The 19,005-nt window shown below is 63.0% G+C and carries 20 protein-coding genes; 9 read left to right on the top strand and 11 right to left on the bottom strand.

The window, feature by feature from the left end; translation table 11 throughout:
* The first annotated feature begins 221 nt into the window (after positions 1 to 221).
* Complete coding sequence (locus AC1DPX_RS09605) at positions 222 to 1,121, top strand: LysR substrate-binding domain-containing protein (RefSeq protein WP_010910020.1); 900 nt, start codon at positions 222 to 224, stop codon at positions 1,119 to 1,121.
* A gap of 21 nt (positions 1,122 to 1,142) precedes the next feature.
* Here the strand turns inward: AC1DPX_RS09605 and AC1DPX_RS09600 are convergent, their stop codons facing one another.
* The 3 genes from AC1DPX_RS09600 to AC1DPX_RS09590 form a co-directional block, all read right to left on the bottom strand.
* Entirely contained in the window at positions 1,143 to 2,096 is a 954-nt protein-coding gene (locus AC1DPX_RS09600) for an alpha/beta hydrolase (RefSeq protein WP_477236154.1), read from the bottom strand.
* Between the two features lie 233 nt (positions 2,097 to 2,329).
* Positions 2,330 to 2,515 carry a hypothetical protein gene (locus AC1DPX_RS09595; protein ID WP_477236153.1) on the bottom strand — a complete coding sequence of 62 codons (186 nt, stop codon included), beginning with the start codon at positions 2,513 to 2,515 and terminating at the stop codon, positions 2,330 to 2,332.
* 188 nt (positions 2,516 to 2,703) lie between these two features.
* A complete protein-coding gene (locus AC1DPX_RS09590; RefSeq protein WP_477236151.1) occupies positions 2,704 to 4,773 on the bottom strand; it encodes an ASKHA domain-containing protein in 2,070 nt (689 codons plus the stop codon).
* Between the two features lie 71 nt (positions 4,774 to 4,844).
* Here AC1DPX_RS09590 and AC1DPX_RS09585 point away from each other — a divergent pair, with 71 nt between their 5' ends.
* Positions 4,845 to 5,105: a hypothetical protein gene (locus AC1DPX_RS09585; protein ID WP_202353964.1), complete on the top strand. Its 261-nt coding sequence runs from the start codon at positions 4,845 to 4,847 to the stop codon at positions 5,103 to 5,105.
* Positions 5,106 to 5,184: 79 nt separating this feature from the next.
* On the opposite strand, the gene AC1DPX_RS09580 is transcribed toward AC1DPX_RS09585, so the two are convergent.
* From AC1DPX_RS09580 to AC1DPX_RS09555, 6 genes are all read right to left on the bottom strand, one after another.
* Positions 5,185 to 6,159 (bottom strand): methyltetrahydrofolate cobalamin methyltransferase, encoded by a 975-nt coding sequence (locus AC1DPX_RS09580; protein ID WP_477236149.1) that lies wholly within the window; start codon positions 6,157 to 6,159, stop codon positions 5,185 to 5,187.
* Positions 6,160 to 6,240: 81 nt separating this feature from the next.
* Positions 6,241 to 7,332 (bottom strand): methylenetetrahydrofolate reductase, encoded by a 1,092-nt coding sequence (locus tag AC1DPX_RS09575; protein WP_202353966.1) that lies wholly within the window; start codon positions 7,330 to 7,332, stop codon positions 6,241 to 6,243.
* On the bottom strand, positions 7,329 to 7,943 hold the full coding sequence (locus AC1DPX_RS09570; RefSeq protein WP_202353967.1) for a methylenetetrahydrofolate reductase C-terminal domain-containing protein: 615 nt from the start codon (positions 7,941 to 7,943) through the stop codon (positions 7,329 to 7,331). The genes AC1DPX_RS09575 and AC1DPX_RS09570 overlap by 4 nt, the downstream gene beginning before the upstream one ends.
* Positions 7,936 to 8,238 carry a virulence factor gene (locus tag AC1DPX_RS09565; protein ID WP_091575482.1) on the bottom strand — a complete coding sequence of 101 codons (303 nt, stop codon included), beginning with the start codon at positions 8,236 to 8,238 and terminating at the stop codon, positions 7,936 to 7,938. Before AC1DPX_RS09565 ends, AC1DPX_RS09570 begins: the two co-directional genes overlap by 8 nt.
* A 201-nt stretch (positions 8,239 to 8,439) precedes the next feature.
* Positions 8,440 to 9,222, bottom strand: coding sequence for a formyl transferase (locus tag AC1DPX_RS09560; RefSeq protein ID WP_202353968.1), 783 nt, complete (start codon positions 9,220 to 9,222; stop codon positions 8,440 to 8,442).
* 86 nt (positions 9,223 to 9,308) lie between these two features.
* Complete coding sequence (locus AC1DPX_RS09555) at positions 9,309 to 9,884, bottom strand: DUF4893 domain-containing protein (RefSeq protein ID WP_202353969.1); 576 nt, start codon at positions 9,882 to 9,884, stop codon at positions 9,309 to 9,311.
* Positions 9,885 to 10,028: 144 nt separating this feature from the next.
* Here AC1DPX_RS09555 and AC1DPX_RS09550 point away from each other — a divergent pair, with 144 nt between their 5' ends.
* Entirely contained in the window at positions 10,029 to 10,952 is a 924-nt protein-coding gene (locus tag AC1DPX_RS09550) for an NAD-dependent epimerase/dehydratase family protein (RefSeq protein WP_477236147.1), read from the top strand.
* A 7-nt stretch (positions 10,953 to 10,959) separates the two neighbouring features.
* On the opposite strand, the gene AC1DPX_RS09545 is transcribed toward AC1DPX_RS09550, so the two are convergent.
* Positions 10,960 to 11,589, bottom strand: coding sequence for a DUF1638 domain-containing protein (locus AC1DPX_RS09545; RefSeq protein WP_477236145.1), 630 nt, complete (start codon positions 11,587 to 11,589; stop codon positions 10,960 to 10,962).
* On the opposite strand from AC1DPX_RS09545, the gene AC1DPX_RS09540 reads away from it, so the two are divergent.
* The gene (locus AC1DPX_RS09540) at positions 11,476 to 11,781 is read left to right on the top strand and encodes a hypothetical protein (RefSeq protein ID WP_477236143.1); all 306 of its coding nucleotides are present in this window, start codon (positions 11,476 to 11,478) and stop codon (positions 11,779 to 11,781) included. The genes AC1DPX_RS09545 and AC1DPX_RS09540 overlap by 114 nt on opposite strands.
* An 88-nt stretch (positions 11,782 to 11,869) precedes the next feature.
* Here the strand turns inward: AC1DPX_RS09540 and AC1DPX_RS09535 are convergent, their stop codons facing one another.
* Positions 11,870 to 12,568, bottom strand: coding sequence for a corrinoid protein (locus AC1DPX_RS09535; RefSeq protein ID WP_032930649.1), 699 nt, complete (start codon positions 12,566 to 12,568; stop codon positions 11,870 to 11,872).
* Positions 12,569 to 12,857: 289 nt separating this feature from the next.
* Between AC1DPX_RS09535 and AC1DPX_RS09530 the strand changes: the two genes are divergently transcribed.
* The 5 genes from AC1DPX_RS09530 (at position 12,858) to AC1DPX_RS09510 (ending at position 18,868) form a co-directional block, all read left to right on the top strand.
* Positions 12,858 to 14,432 (top strand): trimethylamine methyltransferase family protein, encoded by a 1,575-nt coding sequence (locus AC1DPX_RS09530; protein ID WP_202353973.1) that lies wholly within the window; start codon positions 12,858 to 12,860, stop codon positions 14,430 to 14,432.
* A 97-nt stretch (positions 14,433 to 14,529) separates the two neighbouring features.
* The gene (locus tag AC1DPX_RS09525; RefSeq protein WP_477236141.1) at positions 14,530 to 15,210 is read left to right on the top strand and encodes a hypothetical protein; all 681 of its coding nucleotides are present in this window, start codon (positions 14,530 to 14,532) and stop codon (positions 15,208 to 15,210) included.
* A 105-nt stretch (positions 15,211 to 15,315) separates the two neighbouring features.
* The gene (locus AC1DPX_RS09520; protein WP_202353975.1) at positions 15,316 to 16,053 is read left to right on the top strand and encodes a dienelactone hydrolase family protein; all 738 of its coding nucleotides are present in this window, start codon (positions 15,316 to 15,318) and stop codon (positions 16,051 to 16,053) included.
* Between the two features lie 89 nt (positions 16,054 to 16,142).
* Entirely contained in the window at positions 16,143 to 16,703 is a 561-nt protein-coding gene (locus AC1DPX_RS09515) for an RNA polymerase sigma factor (protein WP_202353976.1), read from the top strand.
* Positions 16,704 to 16,705: 2 nt separating this feature from the next.
* Entirely contained in the window at positions 16,706 to 18,868 is a 2,163-nt protein-coding gene (locus tag AC1DPX_RS09510) for a vWA domain-containing protein (protein ID WP_477236139.1), read from the top strand.
* Positions 18,869 to 19,005: the final 137 nt, after the last annotated feature.

Here is a 19,005-nt window from a genome sequence, read left to right as displayed (position 1 = left end):
TTTGGTGACGGGCCGGAGACATTCCGACCTTCGATGCGTGGGTCTTACACGCGGCGTGTTTCAACCGCATTTCATGTCGATTGCAGGTCTGTGTCGTGGTCGTTTCGTGGCTGCTTGTGGCAGCAACCTCAATCGATGGAGTTGACTATCCTCCTGATCCGGTGTTCAATCAAACGAAATGGAATGATGCTTTGTATCAGAAAAATTGAAGGTCGCTTCCCATGAACGCCCCGCTCAATCATCCACTGCCTTTGCTCGATCTCGACGTTTTGCGCACGTTCGTGGCGATTGCCGAGACCGGCAGCTTCACCACCGCCGCCAATGCCGTCTTCCGCACACCATCGGCGGTCTCCATGCAGATCAAGAAGCTGGAGGACATTCTCGGCCGTTCGGTGTTCGCGCGCGACGCTCGTTCCGTGTCGCTGACCACGGACGGCGAGATGCTGCTCGGCTACGCCCGGCGGCTGCTGTCGATCAACCGCGAGGTGGTGTCGAAGTTCATCATTCCCGAGATCGTCGGGGTGGTGCGGTTGGGTTCGCCGGATGATTATGGCGAGCGCGTGCTGCCGCATGTGCTGAAGCGTTTCGCGCAGTCGCACCCCTCGATCGCCGTCGACGTCACCATCGACCAGAGCAGCAATCTGCGCCGGCGCATGGACGATCGCGCGCTCGACATCACGCTTCTGACCAACTCCTACAAGACCAGCGCGCTCGGCGCCGAGGTGCTTTTGACCGAGCCGATCGTGTGGGCCGGCGCCAAGGGCGGCTGCGCGCATCTGCGCGAACCCTTGCCGGTATCGCTTTGGGAAGAGGGCTGCGCCTGGCGGGCCGGCGCGCTCGAAGCGCTGGGGCGCGAGGGCCGCAACTACCGCGTCGCCTATATGAGCGCGCACACGGCCGGCCAGCGTGCCGCGATCATGGCCGACCTCGCGGTTGCGCCGCTGCCGCGGTCATTCCTCGGCAACGACATGGTCGAGCTCTGCCCGAAGGACGGCATGCCCGATATCGGCACCTACAATCTGGCCATGGTGGTGGCGCCGGACGCCAGCGCGCCGGTCAAGGCCGTTGCCGACCATATCCGCGCGACCTTCGAAGTGTTCCGGGAAACCGGCAAGTTCTGATCCGCCACCGGATCGAAAGCGCTATTCCGCCGCCTCGGCGGAGGGCGCTTGAAACCTCGTTTTCCTGTCTTGCCTGACCGGTGAGCGACTTTCGTTGAGGAACGTGACGATGTGCTGGCGCGCGCGTCGTGCTTCCGGCATGTCGATCAACGGCCACGCGTGGAACATGCCTTCCTCGTGGACGACATCAACCTCGACACCGGCGTCCCGCGCCTTTTGCGCGAAGATCAGATTGTCGGGCGTCAAGAGATCGTGCGAGCCGGTCAGAAGCAGCGTTTTCGGCAGCACCGACAGATCGCCATAGATCGGGCTGATGTGCCAGTCGCTGCGATCGATGCCGGCGCTGTACATCCGGATCGCTTCGAGGCCGCCGGGGATGCCGAGCCAGGGGTCGTTTCGCTCGGCCTCGAACAGCGCGGGGTTGGAAAGCGACATGTCGAGGCCGGGCGAGATCAGCACGTGGCGCGAGGGCAGGGACAAGCCTTCTTCCGCAGCCATCATGGTGAGCACCACGGCCATGTTGCCGCCGGCGGAATCGCCCATGAAGACGATGTCCTCCGCCTCCATCTCGTCGAGCATCTGGCGATAGACGTTACCGACCATGCCGAACATGGCGTGGAAATCGTGTTCCGGGGCGATCGGATAGATCGGCACGGTGATGCCATAGCCCAGCCGGTCGGCCATCTCGGCGATCAGGTGCCAGTGGTAGGGCGTGATCTCAAAGACATAAGCACCGCCATGCAGGTAGAGAATCCGCGTCCGCTCGCCGGCTCTTGGGGCGATTTCGTAGACCGGAAAGCCGTCGACGGTGCGTGTCTGGATGTTGAGGCGCTGATGCAGCGAGGCCGGCGGATGGTGATCCTCGGTCTTGCGCGCGGCGGCGATCCAGCGCTGCAGGTTTTCCGGGCTGGAAAACGCCTGCTTTCGGCTGTACCTGAGCACGAACGACACAAAGTGGCTTTTAAAGCTTGGCATGCGGATACACGAACTTCGGCGGCAGCCGACTAAGAGAATTCCCCTCTCTGGCGAAGATCGTACCTTGGCCGAAAATGTCAAGATTTACGCAGTGTCCACACGGCTCTGTGAGCCACGCCGCCACGGTCAGCGGCGCGGCAGAAGCGCCGCGCGCAGCCGGTTGCTGGTAGCCGCCGGGGATGTGCGAGATCCCCGGCGGCTGCCGAGCAATTTGCATTTGTCGGCGAAGGTCATCAGCGCGCCGTGCCCAGAAGCAGCGACGTGAGCGCGGCCTGCGGATCGCTGGGCGGCGATGCCGGCCAGCCAATGTCCTTCTGGACATGCGCCGGCAGGCTGTTCAGCGCGCGGATCGCCTTGGTCCTTGCATGGTGCTGCCGGATGGTCACACCGAAGCGGCCGAGATTTTCGAACATCGACATTTTCATCTCCCTTGAAGAACGGCCACGACCGAGGATTGTCTTCGGCCGCCGTTCGATGCGGGTTAAATGCGCCTGCCATGTATCGGATGGATTTCGCGAAAACAGCGTTTTGGTTTCCGGATCGTTCGATCCGGAAACATTTGCATGCAAATGAGTTTGAGGTTTGAGACGGCCTGCGAAGGTCGCGTCTAGTCGCGGCTGCGCCGTGCCGCGTGGCCTTCGCGCGAGCGCCGGCGCGGAGTGGCGTCGCCGGCGATGCCGTCCTCGCTCACCGTCTTGCGCGGCGGTAGTTTCACGGCAGCCGACAGTTTCGGGAACGGGTCGACCTTGTTGGGCAGCGCCATGGCGTAGACGAAATGCTCCTGGAATTTCGGTTCCAGCGCGGTCTCGATCTTCTCGATCTGGCTCACCGTCTCCTCGATCTCGCGGCGATAGCCGCGGTTCAAGAGCGCCATGCGCGCACCGGCACCGGCGGCGTTGCCGACGGCCGAGACCTTGTCGAGGTCGCAATCGGGGATCAGGCCCAGCACCATGGCGTATTTCGGATCGATGAAGGAGCCGAACGCGCCGGCGAAATGGATGCGGTCGACATGCTCGGTATTCTGCTTTTCCATCAGAAGCTTGGTGCCGGCATAGAGGGCTGCCTTGGCGAGCTGGATGGCGCGCACGTCGGTCTGGGTGATGGTGATCTTCGGCTCGCCTTCCTTCAGCACATAGGAGAAGGTGCGGCCGTTGGCGATGACCCGCGGCGAGCGCGCAACCAGCGATCCGTCGACGACGCCATCCTCCGAGATGATGCCGGCAAGATACATTTCCGCCACGATCTCGATGATGCCGGAGCCGCAGATGCCGGTGACGCCGGTCGCCTGCACGCTGTCGAGGAAGCCGGGTTCGTCGGACCACAGTTCCGAGCCGATGACGCGGTATTTGGGTTCCAGCGTATCGGGGTCGATGCGCACGCGCTCGATGGCGCCGGGCGCGGCACGCTGGCCGCCGGAGATTTCGGCGCCCTCGAAAGCCGGACCGGTCGGCGAGGAGGCTGCCACGACCCGCGCACGGTTGCCGAGCACGATCTCGGCATTGGTGCCGACGTCGACGATCAGCATCATCTCGTCCTGGCGATGCGGGCCTTCCGACAGCGTCACCGCCGCCGCGTCGGCGCCGACATGGCCGGCGATGCAGGGCAGCATATAGAGGCGCGCACCCTGGTTGAGCTTGAGGCCGATGTCGGAGGCCTTGATACGCACCGCACCCGAGACGGCGAGCGCGAAAGGCGCGCCGCCGAGTTCGGTCGGATCGATGCCGAGGAATAGATGGTGCATGATCGGATTGCCGACGAAGACGGAATCCAGGATGTCGTTGCGCTGGACATTGCCTTCCGCGCAGACCTTGTCGACAAGGCTGGAGATCGCCTCGCGGACGGCCACCGTCATGCCTTCGCGGCCGTCAGGATTCATCATCACATAGGAGACGCGGCTCATCAGATCCTCGCCGAAGCGGATCTGCGGGTTCGAGGTGCCGGACGATGCGGCGACGCGGCCCGACAGCAGCGACACCAGATGCATGGCGATGGTGGTCGAGCCGATATCGCAGGCCAGCCCATAGGCCTCGTTCTTGAGGCCCGGCCACAGGGCGATGACGCGCGCGATGTCGCTGTCGGCATCCTTGTGGATGGCGGCGGTGGCGGTCCAATTGCCCTTGCGCAATATGCCCTGCACCTGCGGCAGCAGGTAGAAGTCGAATTCGAGGTTCTTGAAACCCCAATCCTTCATCAGCGCGATCTTGAGGCGGTCGAGGTCGCCAAGCGGCTTGTGCATGTCGGGCTCTTCGATCTCGACATAGCACATGCGGATCGCCGCATCGCGGGCGATCACCCTGGTATCGGCATCCTTGCGGATGGTCTGCGCATTGATGACCGTATCCTGCGGCACGTCGATGACGAGATCGCCGAGGATCTGCGCCGAGCAGGAGAGGCGCCGCCGCTCTGGCAGGCCGCGCACGCGCTCGTAGCGCTCCTCCTTGGGTCCCTTGGGCGAAATGTGGTCGTTGGAGGAGACGATCTTGTGCTTGGCGAAATTGCCTTCCTGCACCTCGATCTGGCAGCGCCCGCACGTGGCGCGGCCGCCGCACACGCTCTCGACATAGACGCCGAGCTGGCGCGCGGCATCGAGCACCGGCGTGCCGACAGGAAACCGCCCGCGCTTGCCCGACGGCATGAACAGCACGAGTGGATCGGTGATGTTGGCAGGCGAGTTCATGCGTACACGTGTCTCGGAAGGGATTGTCGATACCGTTTAACGGATCGTTTCATTATTGGGCGGAGTGTCTGATGGTCCAGAGGCCAATCATGTCCGATCTCCTGCTGTCCAGCATATTCACCGCTTTTACCATGGTGCGGGTGGTGAAGGGGCCGTGGCTGCGCAATCCGCAATATCTGGCGACTGGAATTCTCGGCGCGATTGTCGCGGTGCTGCTGCTCAACGGGCTTTGGCCTGCCTATGACGACGATTTCGTCATAGGCGGCGTGACCGGCATATTCGGCTCGTGGGCGGGAATGGCGCTGTTCGACGCCATATTGGGCGTCGCCTGACCGCAAAGCAGACGCGTCCGACCGCATCGGTGATGCGATCGGTCCAGCGTGGTTTGCAGTCCGGTTCACGATTGCGCGCTTATCCCCGGCCCATGCGGGCTTCACGGCCGCCGCGGCGGCGACCGCCATTGCCGCTGCCCTCGCCAGGGGCGTTGACCGCCGTCGGTGCCGCAACCGCATGGCCGCCTTCGGCCGGCTTGTAGTCCTTGTAGGTCCTGATCCAGTTGGTGCAGTTCTCGTCGGTGCCGTTGAGCACATTGGCGCCGCGCACGGCTTCCATTTCCTGCGGCCGCACCGGGTTCATGATCGCCGAGGTCATGCCGGCGCCGATCACCATCGGGATGAAGGCGGCGTTGATGCCATGGCGATGCGGCAGGCCGAAGGAAATGTTGGACAGGCCGCAGGTGGTGTTGACCTTGAGCTCTTCGCGGAGCCGACGCAGCAGCGCGAAGACCTGGCGGCCGGCGTCACCCAGCGCGCCGATCGGCATGACCAGCGGGTCGACGACGACATCATGGGCGGGAATGCCGAAATCGGCGCAGCGCTGCACGATCTTCTTGGCGACGGCGAAGCGCACGTCCGGATCCATCGAAATACCGGTCTCGTCATTGGAGATGGCGACGACCGGCACGTTGTATTTCTTGACCAGCGGCAGGATGGCTTCGAGCTTTTCTTCCTCGCCGGTGACGGAGTTGACCAGCGGGCGGCCCTTGGCGACCTTGAGTGCCGCCTCGATCGCGGCGGTGACCGAGCTGTCGATCGACAGCGGCAGGTCGACGAGACCCTGGACGATCTCCAGCGTCTGCACCAGCAGCGCCGGCTCGGTGGCGTTGGGGTCGACCGCGGTGACGCCGGCATTGACGTCGAGCATGGTGGCGCCGCAGGCGGCCTGCTCCAGCGCGTCCTTGATGACGGTCTCGAAATTGCCAGCCACCATCTCGGCGGCGAGCTTTTTGCGGCCCGTCGGGTTGATGCGCTCGCCAATCACGCAGAAGGGCTGGTCGAAGCCGATGATGATTTCTCGTGTCGCCGAGGCAACGATGGTCCGGGTCATGAAATCTCTCCGTCGTGATATAAAGAGTTCTTTATATCGTTATCTCTTCTCGATCAAGCGAATGGTGGCCCTCCGCGCGGGTCAATGCGCGGTCTTCACCATATCCACCTGGGTTTCGGTAATCTCGTCGTGCAGGATGTGGTCGAGCCGGTCGGCAACCATCTGGTCGTCGCGACGGATTTCGCGCTTCCAGGGCTGACGGCCTTTGAGCACACCCGATTCATCGACGATCTCGGCGACATATTCCTCCTGGCGGTAGGCCATCACATGGATGCCCGAGATGCCGGGGATTTCCTTCACCTCGTTGATGATGTCGATGCAGAGCTGCTTGCCTTCCTTCTTCTGATCCTGCGCGCCTTCCAGCCGCTTGATGATGGCGTCCGGGATGTGGATGCCCGGCACGTTGGAGCGGATCCACTTGGCGGTCTTGGCGGAGGCGAGCGGGCCGACGCCGCACAGGATGAAGACCTTTTCGGTGTGGCCGAGATCGCGCGCCTTCTGCATGAAGGTCCTGAACATCGGCACGTCGAAACAATATTGCGTCTGCACGAACTGCGCGCCGGCGGCGATCTTCTTGCCGAGGTGGATCGGGCGGAAGTCGAAGGGCGGCGCGAACGGATTGACCGCGGCGCCAAGGAAAATCTGCGGCGGCGTCGTCAGCTTGCGGCCGGACAGGAACTTGCCGTTGTCGCGCATGATGCGGCAGGTTTCGAGCAGCGACATGGAATCGAGATCGAACACCGGCTTGGCGCCGGGTTGGTCGCCGGCCTGGACGCCGTCGCCCGTCAGGCACAGCATGTTGGCGACACCCATGGCAGCACCACCCAGCACGTCGCCCTGGATGGCGATGCGGTTCTTGTCGCGGCAGGCGATTTGCATGATCGGGGCATAGCCCATGCGGGTCAAAAGCGCGCAGATGCCGACCGAGGACATGTGGCAGTTGGCGCCGGAGGCATCGACGGCGTTGATGGCGTCGACCCAGCCGTCGAAGATCTTGGCCCTGTTGTAGACGTCCTCGGGATCGGCGCTGTCGGGAGGATTGAGTTCGGTCGTCACGGCGAATTCACCGCGCCGCAGCACACGCTCCAGCCGGCCGCGGGACGAATGGCCGGGCAAGGGATCGAGCGGCAGGTGAATGCCGGCCGGGTTCTCGTCGCGCTGACGGGCGCTCATGCGGCGGCTCCGGTCTTTGGGGCAGCCGCGGCTTCACGGGCTGCCGCCGCCTGCGCGGTGACCCGCAGCCAGGCCGAGGTTTCGCGCAGCGACTGGTCGACCGGCTTCTGTACGGTCAGGATCTTGTCGGAGTTGACCATGTTCTGCGAACCTTCCCAGGCCTTGACCCAGACGCAGGGCATATCGGGCTCGACCTCGCAATTGCCGTTGGCGCGCACGCCGCCGCAAGGGCCGTTGCGCAGTTGCTTGGGGCAATTCATCGGGCATGACATGCCGGTCGAGGACAGGATGCACTGGCCGCACATGCGGCAGTCGAACATGAAACCCTTGACGCGCTTCTCGACGAATTTGATCGGGGTCTCGACGCGGCCGTAGCCGATGCCCTTCCACAGGGGATGGAGGAGCAGGAACATGTCGGCGAAACGGGAATAGAACCATTCGAGCAGGCGCGAATGCCGGATCGACCACAATCTCACCGCGAAGGAGCGCTGCACGCGCCGCTGCGGCGACACGTCGGCGGGTTTGTAGTCCGATTTCGGCGCCGCCTTCTTCATCAGCGTGGCCTGGGTAACCGTCGGCCCATCGTTTTTGACAGGAGTGGTCTCAGACATTTTCTTTGCCRCCCGCCTTGACCAGAGCGACCAGCCGCTCGCGGTCATATTTCGTGTCGAGGTCCTGGAAAGCCTTCTCGACCTCGGCTTCGAGATCGTCGCCGACCGGAACGGGATCGGCCTTGCGCCATTCGGCCAGATAGTCGTCGGTGCCGCCGGCGCCGGTGCGCATGGCGCACATGTCGATGGCCTCGGTGAAGCGCAGCGGCAGTTCGCGCTTTGCATTCTGCCGACCCTTCTTGACGATGACCTGGGCAGGAATGTCGCGCCAGTAGACGACGATAAGATCGGCCATGAATTCTCGCTCCTCGAACTATCGAGCATTGCCGCATGCGCGGTGGGGCCGCTTGTTATGGGACGACGCGCGCGCATTCAAAAGCGACGCATTTCAATGTCGTAAAATGAAAAGCGTGTTTATTCGTTCGCGGCGCGCCTAGGCGGCAGGGTCGGCGTGCCGAAAAGCCGTCCGACCTTGTTCTGCTCGGGCTAGCGAAACCTACCAGATTCCGGTTCTGAGGCCGGTCCAGACGTAGAACCAGATCGTCGGATGATACCACTGTTTCGAAGGCAGGCCCGGATCAAAGGTCGTGAGTTTTCCGGCCAGCGCATCGCTGACGGCCTCGATGCAGATGTCGAGCGAGAATGCCGTCTGGCGCAGCGCGTGAGTTGAGATGGTGTCGCCTTTTTTCGGTCTGCCGCGCGCCTGCTTCAGGATGCCGCCAGTGTCGACGCCAGCGTCGACGAGATGGACAGTCGTGCCGAAATTCTGCGCATCACCTGATACCAGGGCCCAATAGCCGCCATTCATGCCGCGATATTTCGGCGTGATGCCCGCATGGTAGTTGAGCACCGGACAGGGCATTTTGCGCAGCATCTCGGCCGAGATCAGCCGACAACCGTTGAGGAGGACGACGCCTGGCTGGATCTTCTGGATCGCCTGCAGGCACTCAGGCCCATTGGCCGAGGCCACCTGGATGATCTCCTGGCCGGGTCGCGGCTCAACCTCCAGTTTCTCCTCGGCGATCAATCGCGCGCCATGACCTGCCAGGAGCCGCTTGCCCAACCGGCTCAGCACCATCGTGCCAAGCTGGCCCATGGCAGAGACCCAGCCCTGGCGGCGGGCTCGGCCACGCAGCAATTGCTTTTTGGATTCAGGGGTTTCGAGGATGACGCTGACAGGACCAACGCGATCGGCGATTGCGTTGATCATGGCCCAGACATGCTGGCCGCCGCCGGTCACGACGACGATCGGCGCGCTGGTTCCAACCGGTGAAGACATAGCCCGCTTTCCTGCCTCGCACGCGGCGGCTGCCGCATGCTGGCCGGATTTTGTGCCGGAATCGGGTTAAATCTTGATGACCACGCTCAACGCTTGAACTCGATGATGTCGAGTTTCGATTCGTAGTAGGGGGCGGGAAGTTCGATGCGCCATTCGCCGGCACCGGTGCGGAAGGCATAGCCGACCTGGTCGGTCTGCGGACCGCTGCCATAAGGTTTTGCGCGGTCGTTGTTGACGGAGCCGGAGCCGAGATAGATGGCGCGCTTCTCGCCATCGTCGAAAAAACGGCCCTGGGTTCGCTGTGAGCCGCTGATCTTTTCAAGCCGCCAGCCGGAACCATCGTCGGTCACCTTGCACTTGAACCAGCCATAGATGACGAGCGGGCTCAAACCGCCCGCCTTGATGGTGCGGCACTTCCAGTTGCCGGTCAGGTCCTTGTCGGAGAACGACACCAGCGGCTTGGCCAGCAAGGCATCGAGCTGCTTGACCTCGGCCGGGCTGCCCGCTTTCGCCTCGGCGAGTGCCGCCTTGCGCGTCTCGCCATATTTGTCGAGGCGAACCTTGTCGGCAGGCGTGATCAGCTTCTGCACCTGGCCATCGGCGAGGGCGGGCAGGGTGCAGCAGAGCAGGCCGATGGCGGCGAAAAGCGGACGAAGGATCATCTGGAACTCCCTGAGTCTCTAAAATGGCTGTCTATAGAAATGGCAGTTGATGTCTGGAGCGGCGCCATTGGCTGATCTTATCGGGTCGCCCGCGCCTGTCATCCGTGCTTAACAGCGTCGCCGTCAGAAATCATGGTGTGACGCATGCGAATCTTGCTCACGGGATCGTCGGGTTGGCTGGGCAGCGCGCTGGCGCCGCGCCTGCGCGCGCTCGGCCATGAGGTGATCGGCCTCGACCCGGTTCCTTCTGTGGAAACGCAGGTGATCGGTTCGATCGCCGATCGCGATCTGGTGATGCGGTCGGTCGGGGGCGCTGGAATCGAAGCCATCATTCACAGCGGCTCGCTGCACAAGCCGAATATAGAGAGCCGCACGAACAGCGATTTCGTCGCCACCAATGTGCAAGGCACGCTGAACCTTCTCGACGCCGCGGTGGCGAGCGGCGTGCAGCGCTTCGTCTTCACCTCGACCACATCGCTGATGATCTCGCAGGCGATACGCGACGGCTTCAAGGGCGGCGCGCGCACGGCCGCCTGGCTGACCGAGGCGATGTCGCCCGAACCGCGCAACATCTATGGCGTGACCAAGCTTTCGGCCGAACATCTTTGCCGCCTCTACCATCTGCAGCATGGCCTGCCGGTGGTCGTGCTGCGCACGGCCCGCTTCTTTCCCGAAGCCGACGACATGGCGCATGCGATCGAGCAGTCCGATGCCAACACCAAGGCGAACGAATTGCTGTTCCGCCGGCTGACCGTGGAAGATGCGGCGGAGGCTCATGTCGCCGCGTTGGAGAAGGCGCCGCAGCTGGGCTTTGACATCTTTATCGTCTGCGCGCCGACGCCGTTTCGGCCCGACGACTGCGACGCGCTGATCAGGGACGCGCCATCGGTGGTCGCGCACTATTTCCCGGATTTTGCGGCGCTCTACGCGCAAAAAGGCTGGACGATGTTTTCTTCCATCGACCGCGTCTATGACGCATCGCGGGCCAGAGACAGGCTGGGCTTTGTTTGCAAGACGAGCTTTGCCGATGTGCTGGCGGCGCTGAGGGCGGAGGAGGCGGCCGCCTAGAGTGTCCTCAGGCGACCTTCGCTGCTCGCGCCATCTCCGCCGACAGGTCGCCATAGCCGGTCGGGCGCCGCTCATAGGCGAGGCTGAGCAGGGCGGCGGCCTTTTCCGCGACCTTGTCGAGTTCCGGGTCGTCGGTCTGGGCGAGATAGACCAGCTTCTCGTAATTGCCGAAATAGTCCTTGATCAGCTCCGGGTGCTTGTCGAGGCCGAGCGGCTTCATGAAGAAAGCGTCGAACTGGCGGCACAGGAAATCCGTCATGTAGAAGGACATCATGTCGTCGTCAGCGACCTTCGCATAGGCCTCCATGCCTTGATAGAAGGCGAAGCAGTGCGGGCCGGCCATGCGCTCGACACCATGCTTCTCGATGACGCGGTCGAGCAGGCCACCGGTACCGCAATCGGCATAGCCGACAAAGATGTGCTCGTATCCCTCCGCCTTGGCCTTCTCGATCGCCTTGTCCATGGCGGGCGCGATGCGGTCGGGATAAAAATGAAACTCCGCCGGCAGGCAGGTGAGTTCCAGATGAGTGAGCCCGAGCTGTTCCTTGACGGCCAATACCTCGCGCGCAATCATCCCGCAGGCGATGACAAGCAGCCTGTCGGTTTGATTCGGTTTCGTTTTTTGCGTCTTGACCAAGTCGAGCCGGCTTTCGCTGCGGGGCTAATTTATCTGTCGAGGGAGACACCATCCATGAAACTGCTACGCGTCGCGCCGATGGCCATCCTTGCCTGCGCACTTGCACTCACGGCCTGCGCTAACACCATTCGGGGTGTCGGCAAGGATGTCAAATCGACGGCGAAGGCGGTCAAAGACACTGTCGCCAACTGATCGGCAGCCTCGTCGTCCATCATCTGGGTACAAAAAAGCCGCGCTGCAAGGCGCGGCTTTTCCTGTCTGTCCATCCTGATGCCTTGGATCAGGCGGAAGCGCGCACGTTGTGCTTGCGCTTCATGAAGTCCTTGGCGGTCTCGACCGCCACCGCGGCATCGCGGCAATAGGCGTCGGCGCCGACGGCCTTGCCGAATTCCTCGTTGAGCGGCGCACCGCCGACCAGCACGACATAATCGTCGCGGATGCCCTTTTCCTTCATCGTGTCGATGACAACCTTCATGTAGGGCATGGTCGTGGTCAAAAGCGCCGACATACCGATGATGTCGGGCTGATGCTGCTCGATCGCATCGAGATATTTTTCGACCGCATTGTTGATGCCGAGGTCGATGACGTCGAAGCCGGCACCTTCCATCATCATGCCCACCAGGTTCTTGCCGATGTCGTGGATGTCGCCCTTGACGGTGCCGATGACCATCTTGCCCTGCTTGGGCGCGCCGGTGGCGGCGAGCAGCGGGCGCAGAATGAACATGCCGGCCTTCATGGCGTTGGCGGACAGCAGCACTTCGGGAACGAACAGGATGCCGTCGCGAAAATCCTCGCCGACGATGCGCATGCCCTCGACCAGCGCCTCGGTCAGAACCTTGTAGGGCGCCCAGCCGCGCTCGAGCAGGATGCGCGTGCCTTCCTCGATCTCTTCCTTCAACCCGTCATAGAGATCGTCGTGCATTTGCTGCACCAACTCATCGTCAGAAAGTTCAGAAAGGATGATCTCGTCGTCGGACATTTTTATCCAGCTCCTCACGGCATCGCGACTGTGTCGCAAGGCACAAAATATTGGCGTTCATACCTAACCCGCAACGGGCGGGTATCCATAGCTGATTTGCGACTTCCCGCAAAAGGAAAGCGACTGGAAAATCTATTGGTTTTCTTGTCGATTTTGCGACAGGCGTTGGCGCGGACGGGCCGTTTCGAATAGGGTGCATGGCTACGATCCGGCGAAAGCCGCGCCATGCGGCCGCAACGGTTACGGACCAGCCATCGTCAGGCCAGGCCATATTCAGGGAAGAGCGATCATGAGCGAACACGCGGCAGTCGACCAGGAAGCGTCAAACGCGCGGCGTGGGCGCGGTGCGAGCGGCGGAGCGGCGGCCAGGCGCGCCGCGCGTTCCGGCGGCGGACCAGGCACCCAGCTCACCTACATCAAGCGCAAGATCAACATCTATGAGGTGCTCGACGAGGAAGGGCTCGCCCTGATCGAGAAGAACACCGATACGGTGCTGGAAGAGATCGGCATCATCTTTCGCGATGACGCCGAAGCGCTGCAGCTGTGGAAAGAGGCCGGCGCCGACGTCAAGGGCGAGCGCGTGCATTTCCCCAAGGGGCTTTGCCGTTCGCTGCTGAAGACCGCACCGTCCGTCTATACCCAGCACGCCCGTAATTCCGAGCGCTCGGTGCAGATCGGCGGCAACGCCACCGTCTTCGCGCCGGTCTACGGCCCGCCCTTCGTGCGCGACCTCAACGGCGTCAGGCGCTATGCCACGATCGAGGATTTCCAGAATTTCGTGAAGCTCGCCTATATGGCGCCTTCGATCCACCATTCGGGCGGCACGGTGTGCGAGCCGGTCGACGTGCCGGTCAACAAGCGCCACCTCGACATGATCTACTCGCACATAAAATATTCGGACAAGCCGTTCATGGGCTCGGTGACGGCGCCGGAGCGCGCCGAGGACACGGTGGCGATGGCGAAGCTCGTCTTCGGCGACGATTTCGTCGAGAACAACACGGTGCTGACCAGCCTGATCAACGCCAACTCGCCGATGGTGTTCGACGAGACCATGCTCGGCGCCCTGAAAGTCTATTCGCGCCACAACCAGGCCTGCATCGTCACGCCGTTCATCCTTGCCGGCGCGATGAGCCCGGTGACGGTCGCCGGCACGCTGACCCAGGTTCTGGCCGAGGTGCTGGCCGGCGCATCGTTTACGCAGCTGATCCGCCCGGGCGCGCCGGTGCTGTTCGGCACCTTCGCCTCGTCGATCTCGATGCAGTCGGGCGCGCCGACCTTCGGCACGCCGGAACCGTCGCTGGTGTCCTATGGCGCGGCCCAGCTGGCGCGCCGTCTCGGCCTGCCGTTCCGCACCGGCGGTTCGCTCTGCGCCTCCAAGGTTCCGGATGCGCAGGCCGCCTATGAGAGCGCCAACACGCTGAACTCGACGATCCTTGCCGGCACCAACTTCGTCCTCCACTCGGCCGGCTGGCTCGAGGGCGGGCTGGCGTCCTGCTATGAAAAATTCATGATGGACATCGACCAGCTCGGCATGCAGCAGAAATTCGCCGAAGGCGTCGACCTGTCGGAGAACGGCCAGGCGATGGATGCCATCCGCCAGGTCGGCCCAGGCAGCCACTATCTCGGCTGCGACCACACCCAGGCCAATTTCCAGACGGCATTCTATCGCTCCAGCATCGCCGACAACAATTCCTACGAGCAGTGGCTGGCCGAAGGCGAGAAGACCGCGCCGCAGCGCGCCAACGAGCTCGCCCGCCGCTGGCTGGAAAGCTACGAAGCGCCGCATCTCGATCCGAGCATCGACGAAGCGCTGAAGGAGTTCATCGCCAAGAAGAAGGGGTCGATGCCCGACGCCTTCACTTGAAAGGAGCCCGAGTCAGGCGGGGCTAAAGTCGCCAACATCATCCACAAGGAAGTCTGGCGGAGCGCTTTCTCCGATCCGGACAAGAAGGGATGATTTTGTGCGCGGCATGATCGAAGCGATCACGGCCGCGCTTGGCGCCAACGGTCTCATCCTGCGTGGCGGCTTTGTTTTTCCTGGCGACGAGGATGCCCCTCATGGCCCCTCGGCTGCGCCGGCAAGGTCCTTGCTGTTGGTGGGACAGGCGGGTGCGGCACCCTGGCCGCATTTCCTGCGTTGGTGGGAGCAGCAGCCACAGCAAACCGCTAATCCGCTCGACAATTGGTCGCGGCAGGTCATCGGCGATGTGGCCAAGGCATTTGGCGCACGCGCGGTTTCGCCCTCCGACAAACCTTATCTGCCGTTCCAGCAATGGGCTGTCCGGGCTGAGGGGCTAAAGCCGTCGCCGCTCGGCATCCTCATGCATCCGCGATACGGGCTTTGGCATGCCTATCGCGGCGCCTTGCTGTTCGAGGACGAGATCGCGCTTCCGGAACAGGGCGCGGCAGTCCACCTTTGCGACGCCTGCGTCGAGAAACCTTGCCTGAAATCCTGTCCGGTCGATGCCTATTCCACGGAAGGTTTCGCCTACCAGTCCTGCCTGGCGCATGTGCGGGGAGGGAATGGCGAACCGTGCCGGAGTGGCGGCTGCCTCGATCGCAATGCCTGTCCCTATGGCACGGATTATCGCTATCCGCCTGAGGTCCAGGCCTTCCATATGGCGGCATTCGCCGGCCTGTAGTTGTCACGCGAGGCTGCACGACATGTTGACCACCAGGCTCAGGGAATGCCTTGCCGTGGCAGTTCGTGCGGATATGTATCGCCCATCGAACCAACGGAGCAGCCAATGGCCAAGCAAGACCTCAGGATCAAGACCCGTGACGGCGTGGCGAAGGCGGGCCTGTTCCGCTCGGGCAAGACATCTCCGGCCAAGGCCGGCGTCGTTCTATACCAGGACGCCTTCGGTCCGCGTCCGGCGCTGGACGGCATGGCCGAGCGGCTGGCGGGCGAGGGCTATGCGGTGCTGGTGCCTGACCTCTTCCATCGCAATGCGCCTTATGGTCCGTTCGATGCCAAGACGGCCTTTGTCGAGGAAAACACCAAGACGGCGCTGATGGCGCTGGTCACCGGTACGACGCAGGACATGACCATCAGCGACAGCGCCGCCTTTCTCGATGCCCTCGCCGGCGAAGGCGTTACGGGTCCCATCGGCACTGTCGGCTATTGCATGGGCGGCGCGCGGGCGCTCAACGCCGCCGCGGCCTACCCGGACAGGATCAGGGCCGCCGCCAGTTTCCACGGCGGCAATCTCGCCAGCGACGCCGCCGACAGCCCGCACCGCAAGGCGGCCTCCATCAAGGCACGCGTCTATGTCGGCATGGCCGGCGTCGACCGGAGTTTCCCGCCGGAACAATCGACGCGGCTGGCGGAAGCCCTGCGCAATGCCGAAGTCGACCACGCGATCGAGAACTATGTCGGCATGGCGCATGGCTGGTGCGTGCCGGACCACAGCGTCTACAACGAAGCCGGCGCCGAGCGGCATTGGCAAAGGCTGATCACGCTGTTTGCGGAAACGCTGGGGTAGCGCTTCAGCAGAAGGAAGAGGGCGCCTGCCAAAAAAATCTTTCCATCATCCCAAGGATTAGCCATTAGCCTTCGTCCAACAGGCAAATGATGGCGATGATGCTGGATGAGAGCGAAGCCTCCGACGCCGAACTGATCGGGCGGGCGAAGGGCGGAGACAGGGGGGCCTTCGGCAAATTGCTGGAGCGCCACTACGACTTCGTCTATCGCGCCGCCTATCGCTGGTGCGGCAAGAAGGCCGATGCCGAAGACATCGCCCAGGAAGTCTGCGTCCGGCTCGGCAAGGCGATCCGCGATTATCGTGGCGGCGCCGCCTTCACGACATGGCTCTATTCCGTGACGATGAACGCCGCGCGCGACATGATGCGCAAGTCTGCCCGCGACATGGTCAAGACCGAAGCCTATGGCGTCCATGCGCTGATTTCGGGCGAGGCCCCCGCCGAACCGGAGGATCCGGCCGAGGCGTTGTGGGCCGCCGTGCGGCAGCTTCCGGACAAGCAGCGCGATGCGGTGCTGCTGGTCTATGGCGAGGGCTTGAGCCACGCGGCAGCCGCCGAGGCCATGGCGATCTCGGAGACGACGGTTTCCTGGCACATCCATGAAGCGAAGAAACGGCTGAAGACGCTGATGCGTTCAGCCGGGGAAGTGTGACCATGGTCGACGACAACGAACTCAACAGGCTGCACGATATCGCAGCACCGGCGCCGGGCGAGAGCGCGAAGGCGCGCGCCTTCGAAGCCGCCATGCGTGCCTACGACCAGGAAAATATTTCTGCCGTCACCCAAGGATCGGTCGGCGGCCTTCGTCTCACAGAGCGAGCACAAAAGCTCTGGAGCGAGATCATGCAAAAGAAACTCATTGCCACGCCGGCCATTGCCGGGCTCGTCGCCCTGCCGATCGCCGGATACGCCACCTTCCATATGCTGAGGGAACAGCCGTCCAAATTCGGCGGCGACGAAAAGATTACCGAGACGCTGGCCGACAAGCCGGCGACCCTGAAGCCGGCCGAGCCGAAGCAGGCTCCAACCGGGTTGGAGAAGGACAAGAAGGCCGACGCGGATGTGGAAAGCCGCGACGCGACCGACGCGCTTGTGGCGCCGGCCTCGCCACCGAAATCCGAATCGACCGCGGTTGGCGGCGCGGCAGGGCAGAATGCACTGGGGCGTGGTGTGCCGGCTGATGCTCCGGCAACAATCAACGAAACCGAGGCGGGCACTTTGAAGGCTTACAAGCCGGCACCTGCACCAACAGGTGAATTCGCGTTGGATGGTAGCACCAGGACCGCGCCCTACGCGTCACGGGTCGCTCGCGTGCCGGGAGCCGACTCCAAATTGATGGCACCTCAGCCGACCATCGCGCCGGCGGATCAGGTCGCACCGCAGGAGGAGAACCGCAACCGCGTCCAGGATTTCAAGACCAATCCGGTGCATGCCGCGCTCGAGGATCCGGTCTCGACCTTCTCGATCGATGTCGACACCGCCTCCTATTCCTTCGTGCGCCGTTCGCTGAAGGAAGGCTCCGTGCCGCAGGCCGACACGGTGCGTGTCGAGGAGATGATCAATTACTTCCCCTATGACTGGAAGGGGCCGGACTCGGCGTCGACACCGTTCAACTCGACCGTCAGCGTCATGCCGACGCCATGGAACGAGCACACCAAGCTGATGCACGTCGCCATCAAGGGCTTCGACATCAAGTCGACCGAGCAGCCGAAGGCCAATCTGGTCTTCCTGATCGACGTCTCGGGCTCGATGGACGAGCCCGACAAGCTGCCGCTGCTCAAGTCGGCATTCCGGCTGCTGGTCAGCAAGCTCAGGGCTGACGACACGATCTCCATCGTCACCTATGCCGGTGAAGCCGGCACAGTGCTGATGCCCACCAGGGCTGCCGAAAAGGACAAGATCCTCAATGCCATCGACAATCTCACGCCCGGCGGCTCGACCGCCGGCGAGGCCGGCATCAAGGAAGCCTACAAACTTGCCCAGCAATCCTTCGTCAAGGACGGCGTCAACCGGGTGATGCTGGCGACCGATGGCGACTTCAATGTCGGCCAGAGCGATGACGATGATCTGAAGCGCCTGATCGAGCAGGAGCGCAAGAGCGGGGTCTTCCTGTCGGTGTTCGGTTTCGGCCACGACAATCTGAACGACCAGATGATGCAGACCATCGCCCAGAACGGCAACGGCACCGCCGCCTATATCGACACGCTGGCCGAGGCGGAAAAGGTGCTGGTCGAGGACGCCTCCTCGACGCTGTTCCCGATCGCCAAGGACGTGAAGATCCAGGTCGAGTTCAACCCGAACAAGGTCTCGGAATATCGCCTGATCGGCTACGAGACCAGGGCGCTCAACCGCGAGGACTTCAACAACGACCGCGTCGATGCCGGCGATATCGGCTCGGGCCATTCGGTCACCGCGATCTACGAGATCACGCCGAAAGGCAGCGGCGGCGAGCAGATCGATCCGCTGCGCTATGGCCAGGCCACGGTCAACAATGGAGGCGTCGCCAACGCGGACGAATATGCCTTCGTCAAGATCCGCTACAAGCTGCCCAACGAGGACGTTTCGAAGCTGATCACCACGCCGGTGACCTCGGCCAACGAGGTGGCGTCCTTCGACCAGGCCAGCACCGACCAGCGCTTCTCCGTCGCGGTCGCGGCGTTCGGCCAGAAGCTGCGCGACGAGGATGCCACCGCGAAGTTCGGTTACGACAAGATCATGGAGATTGCCACTGCCGCCCGAGGAGCCGACCCGTTTGGGTACAGGTCAGAGTTCCTCTCACTCGTGCGCCTTGCCTCGGCGCTGGGCGGTAACCGGTAGTGGCGATGACGGCCGGTTTCCTTCAGATGGGATCGTTCTGATACGAGGAAACCGGCCCACGGGCGGGTGAGGCAGGCCGGCGAGGGGTCATTCCCTTGCCGGCCTTTTTTCGGAATTTTCAGATCGTTAAACTTCGC

The organism is Mesorhizobium sp. 01N446 (assembly GCF_056399285.1).
This window is presented reverse-complemented; position numbering and strand designations above follow the sequence as displayed.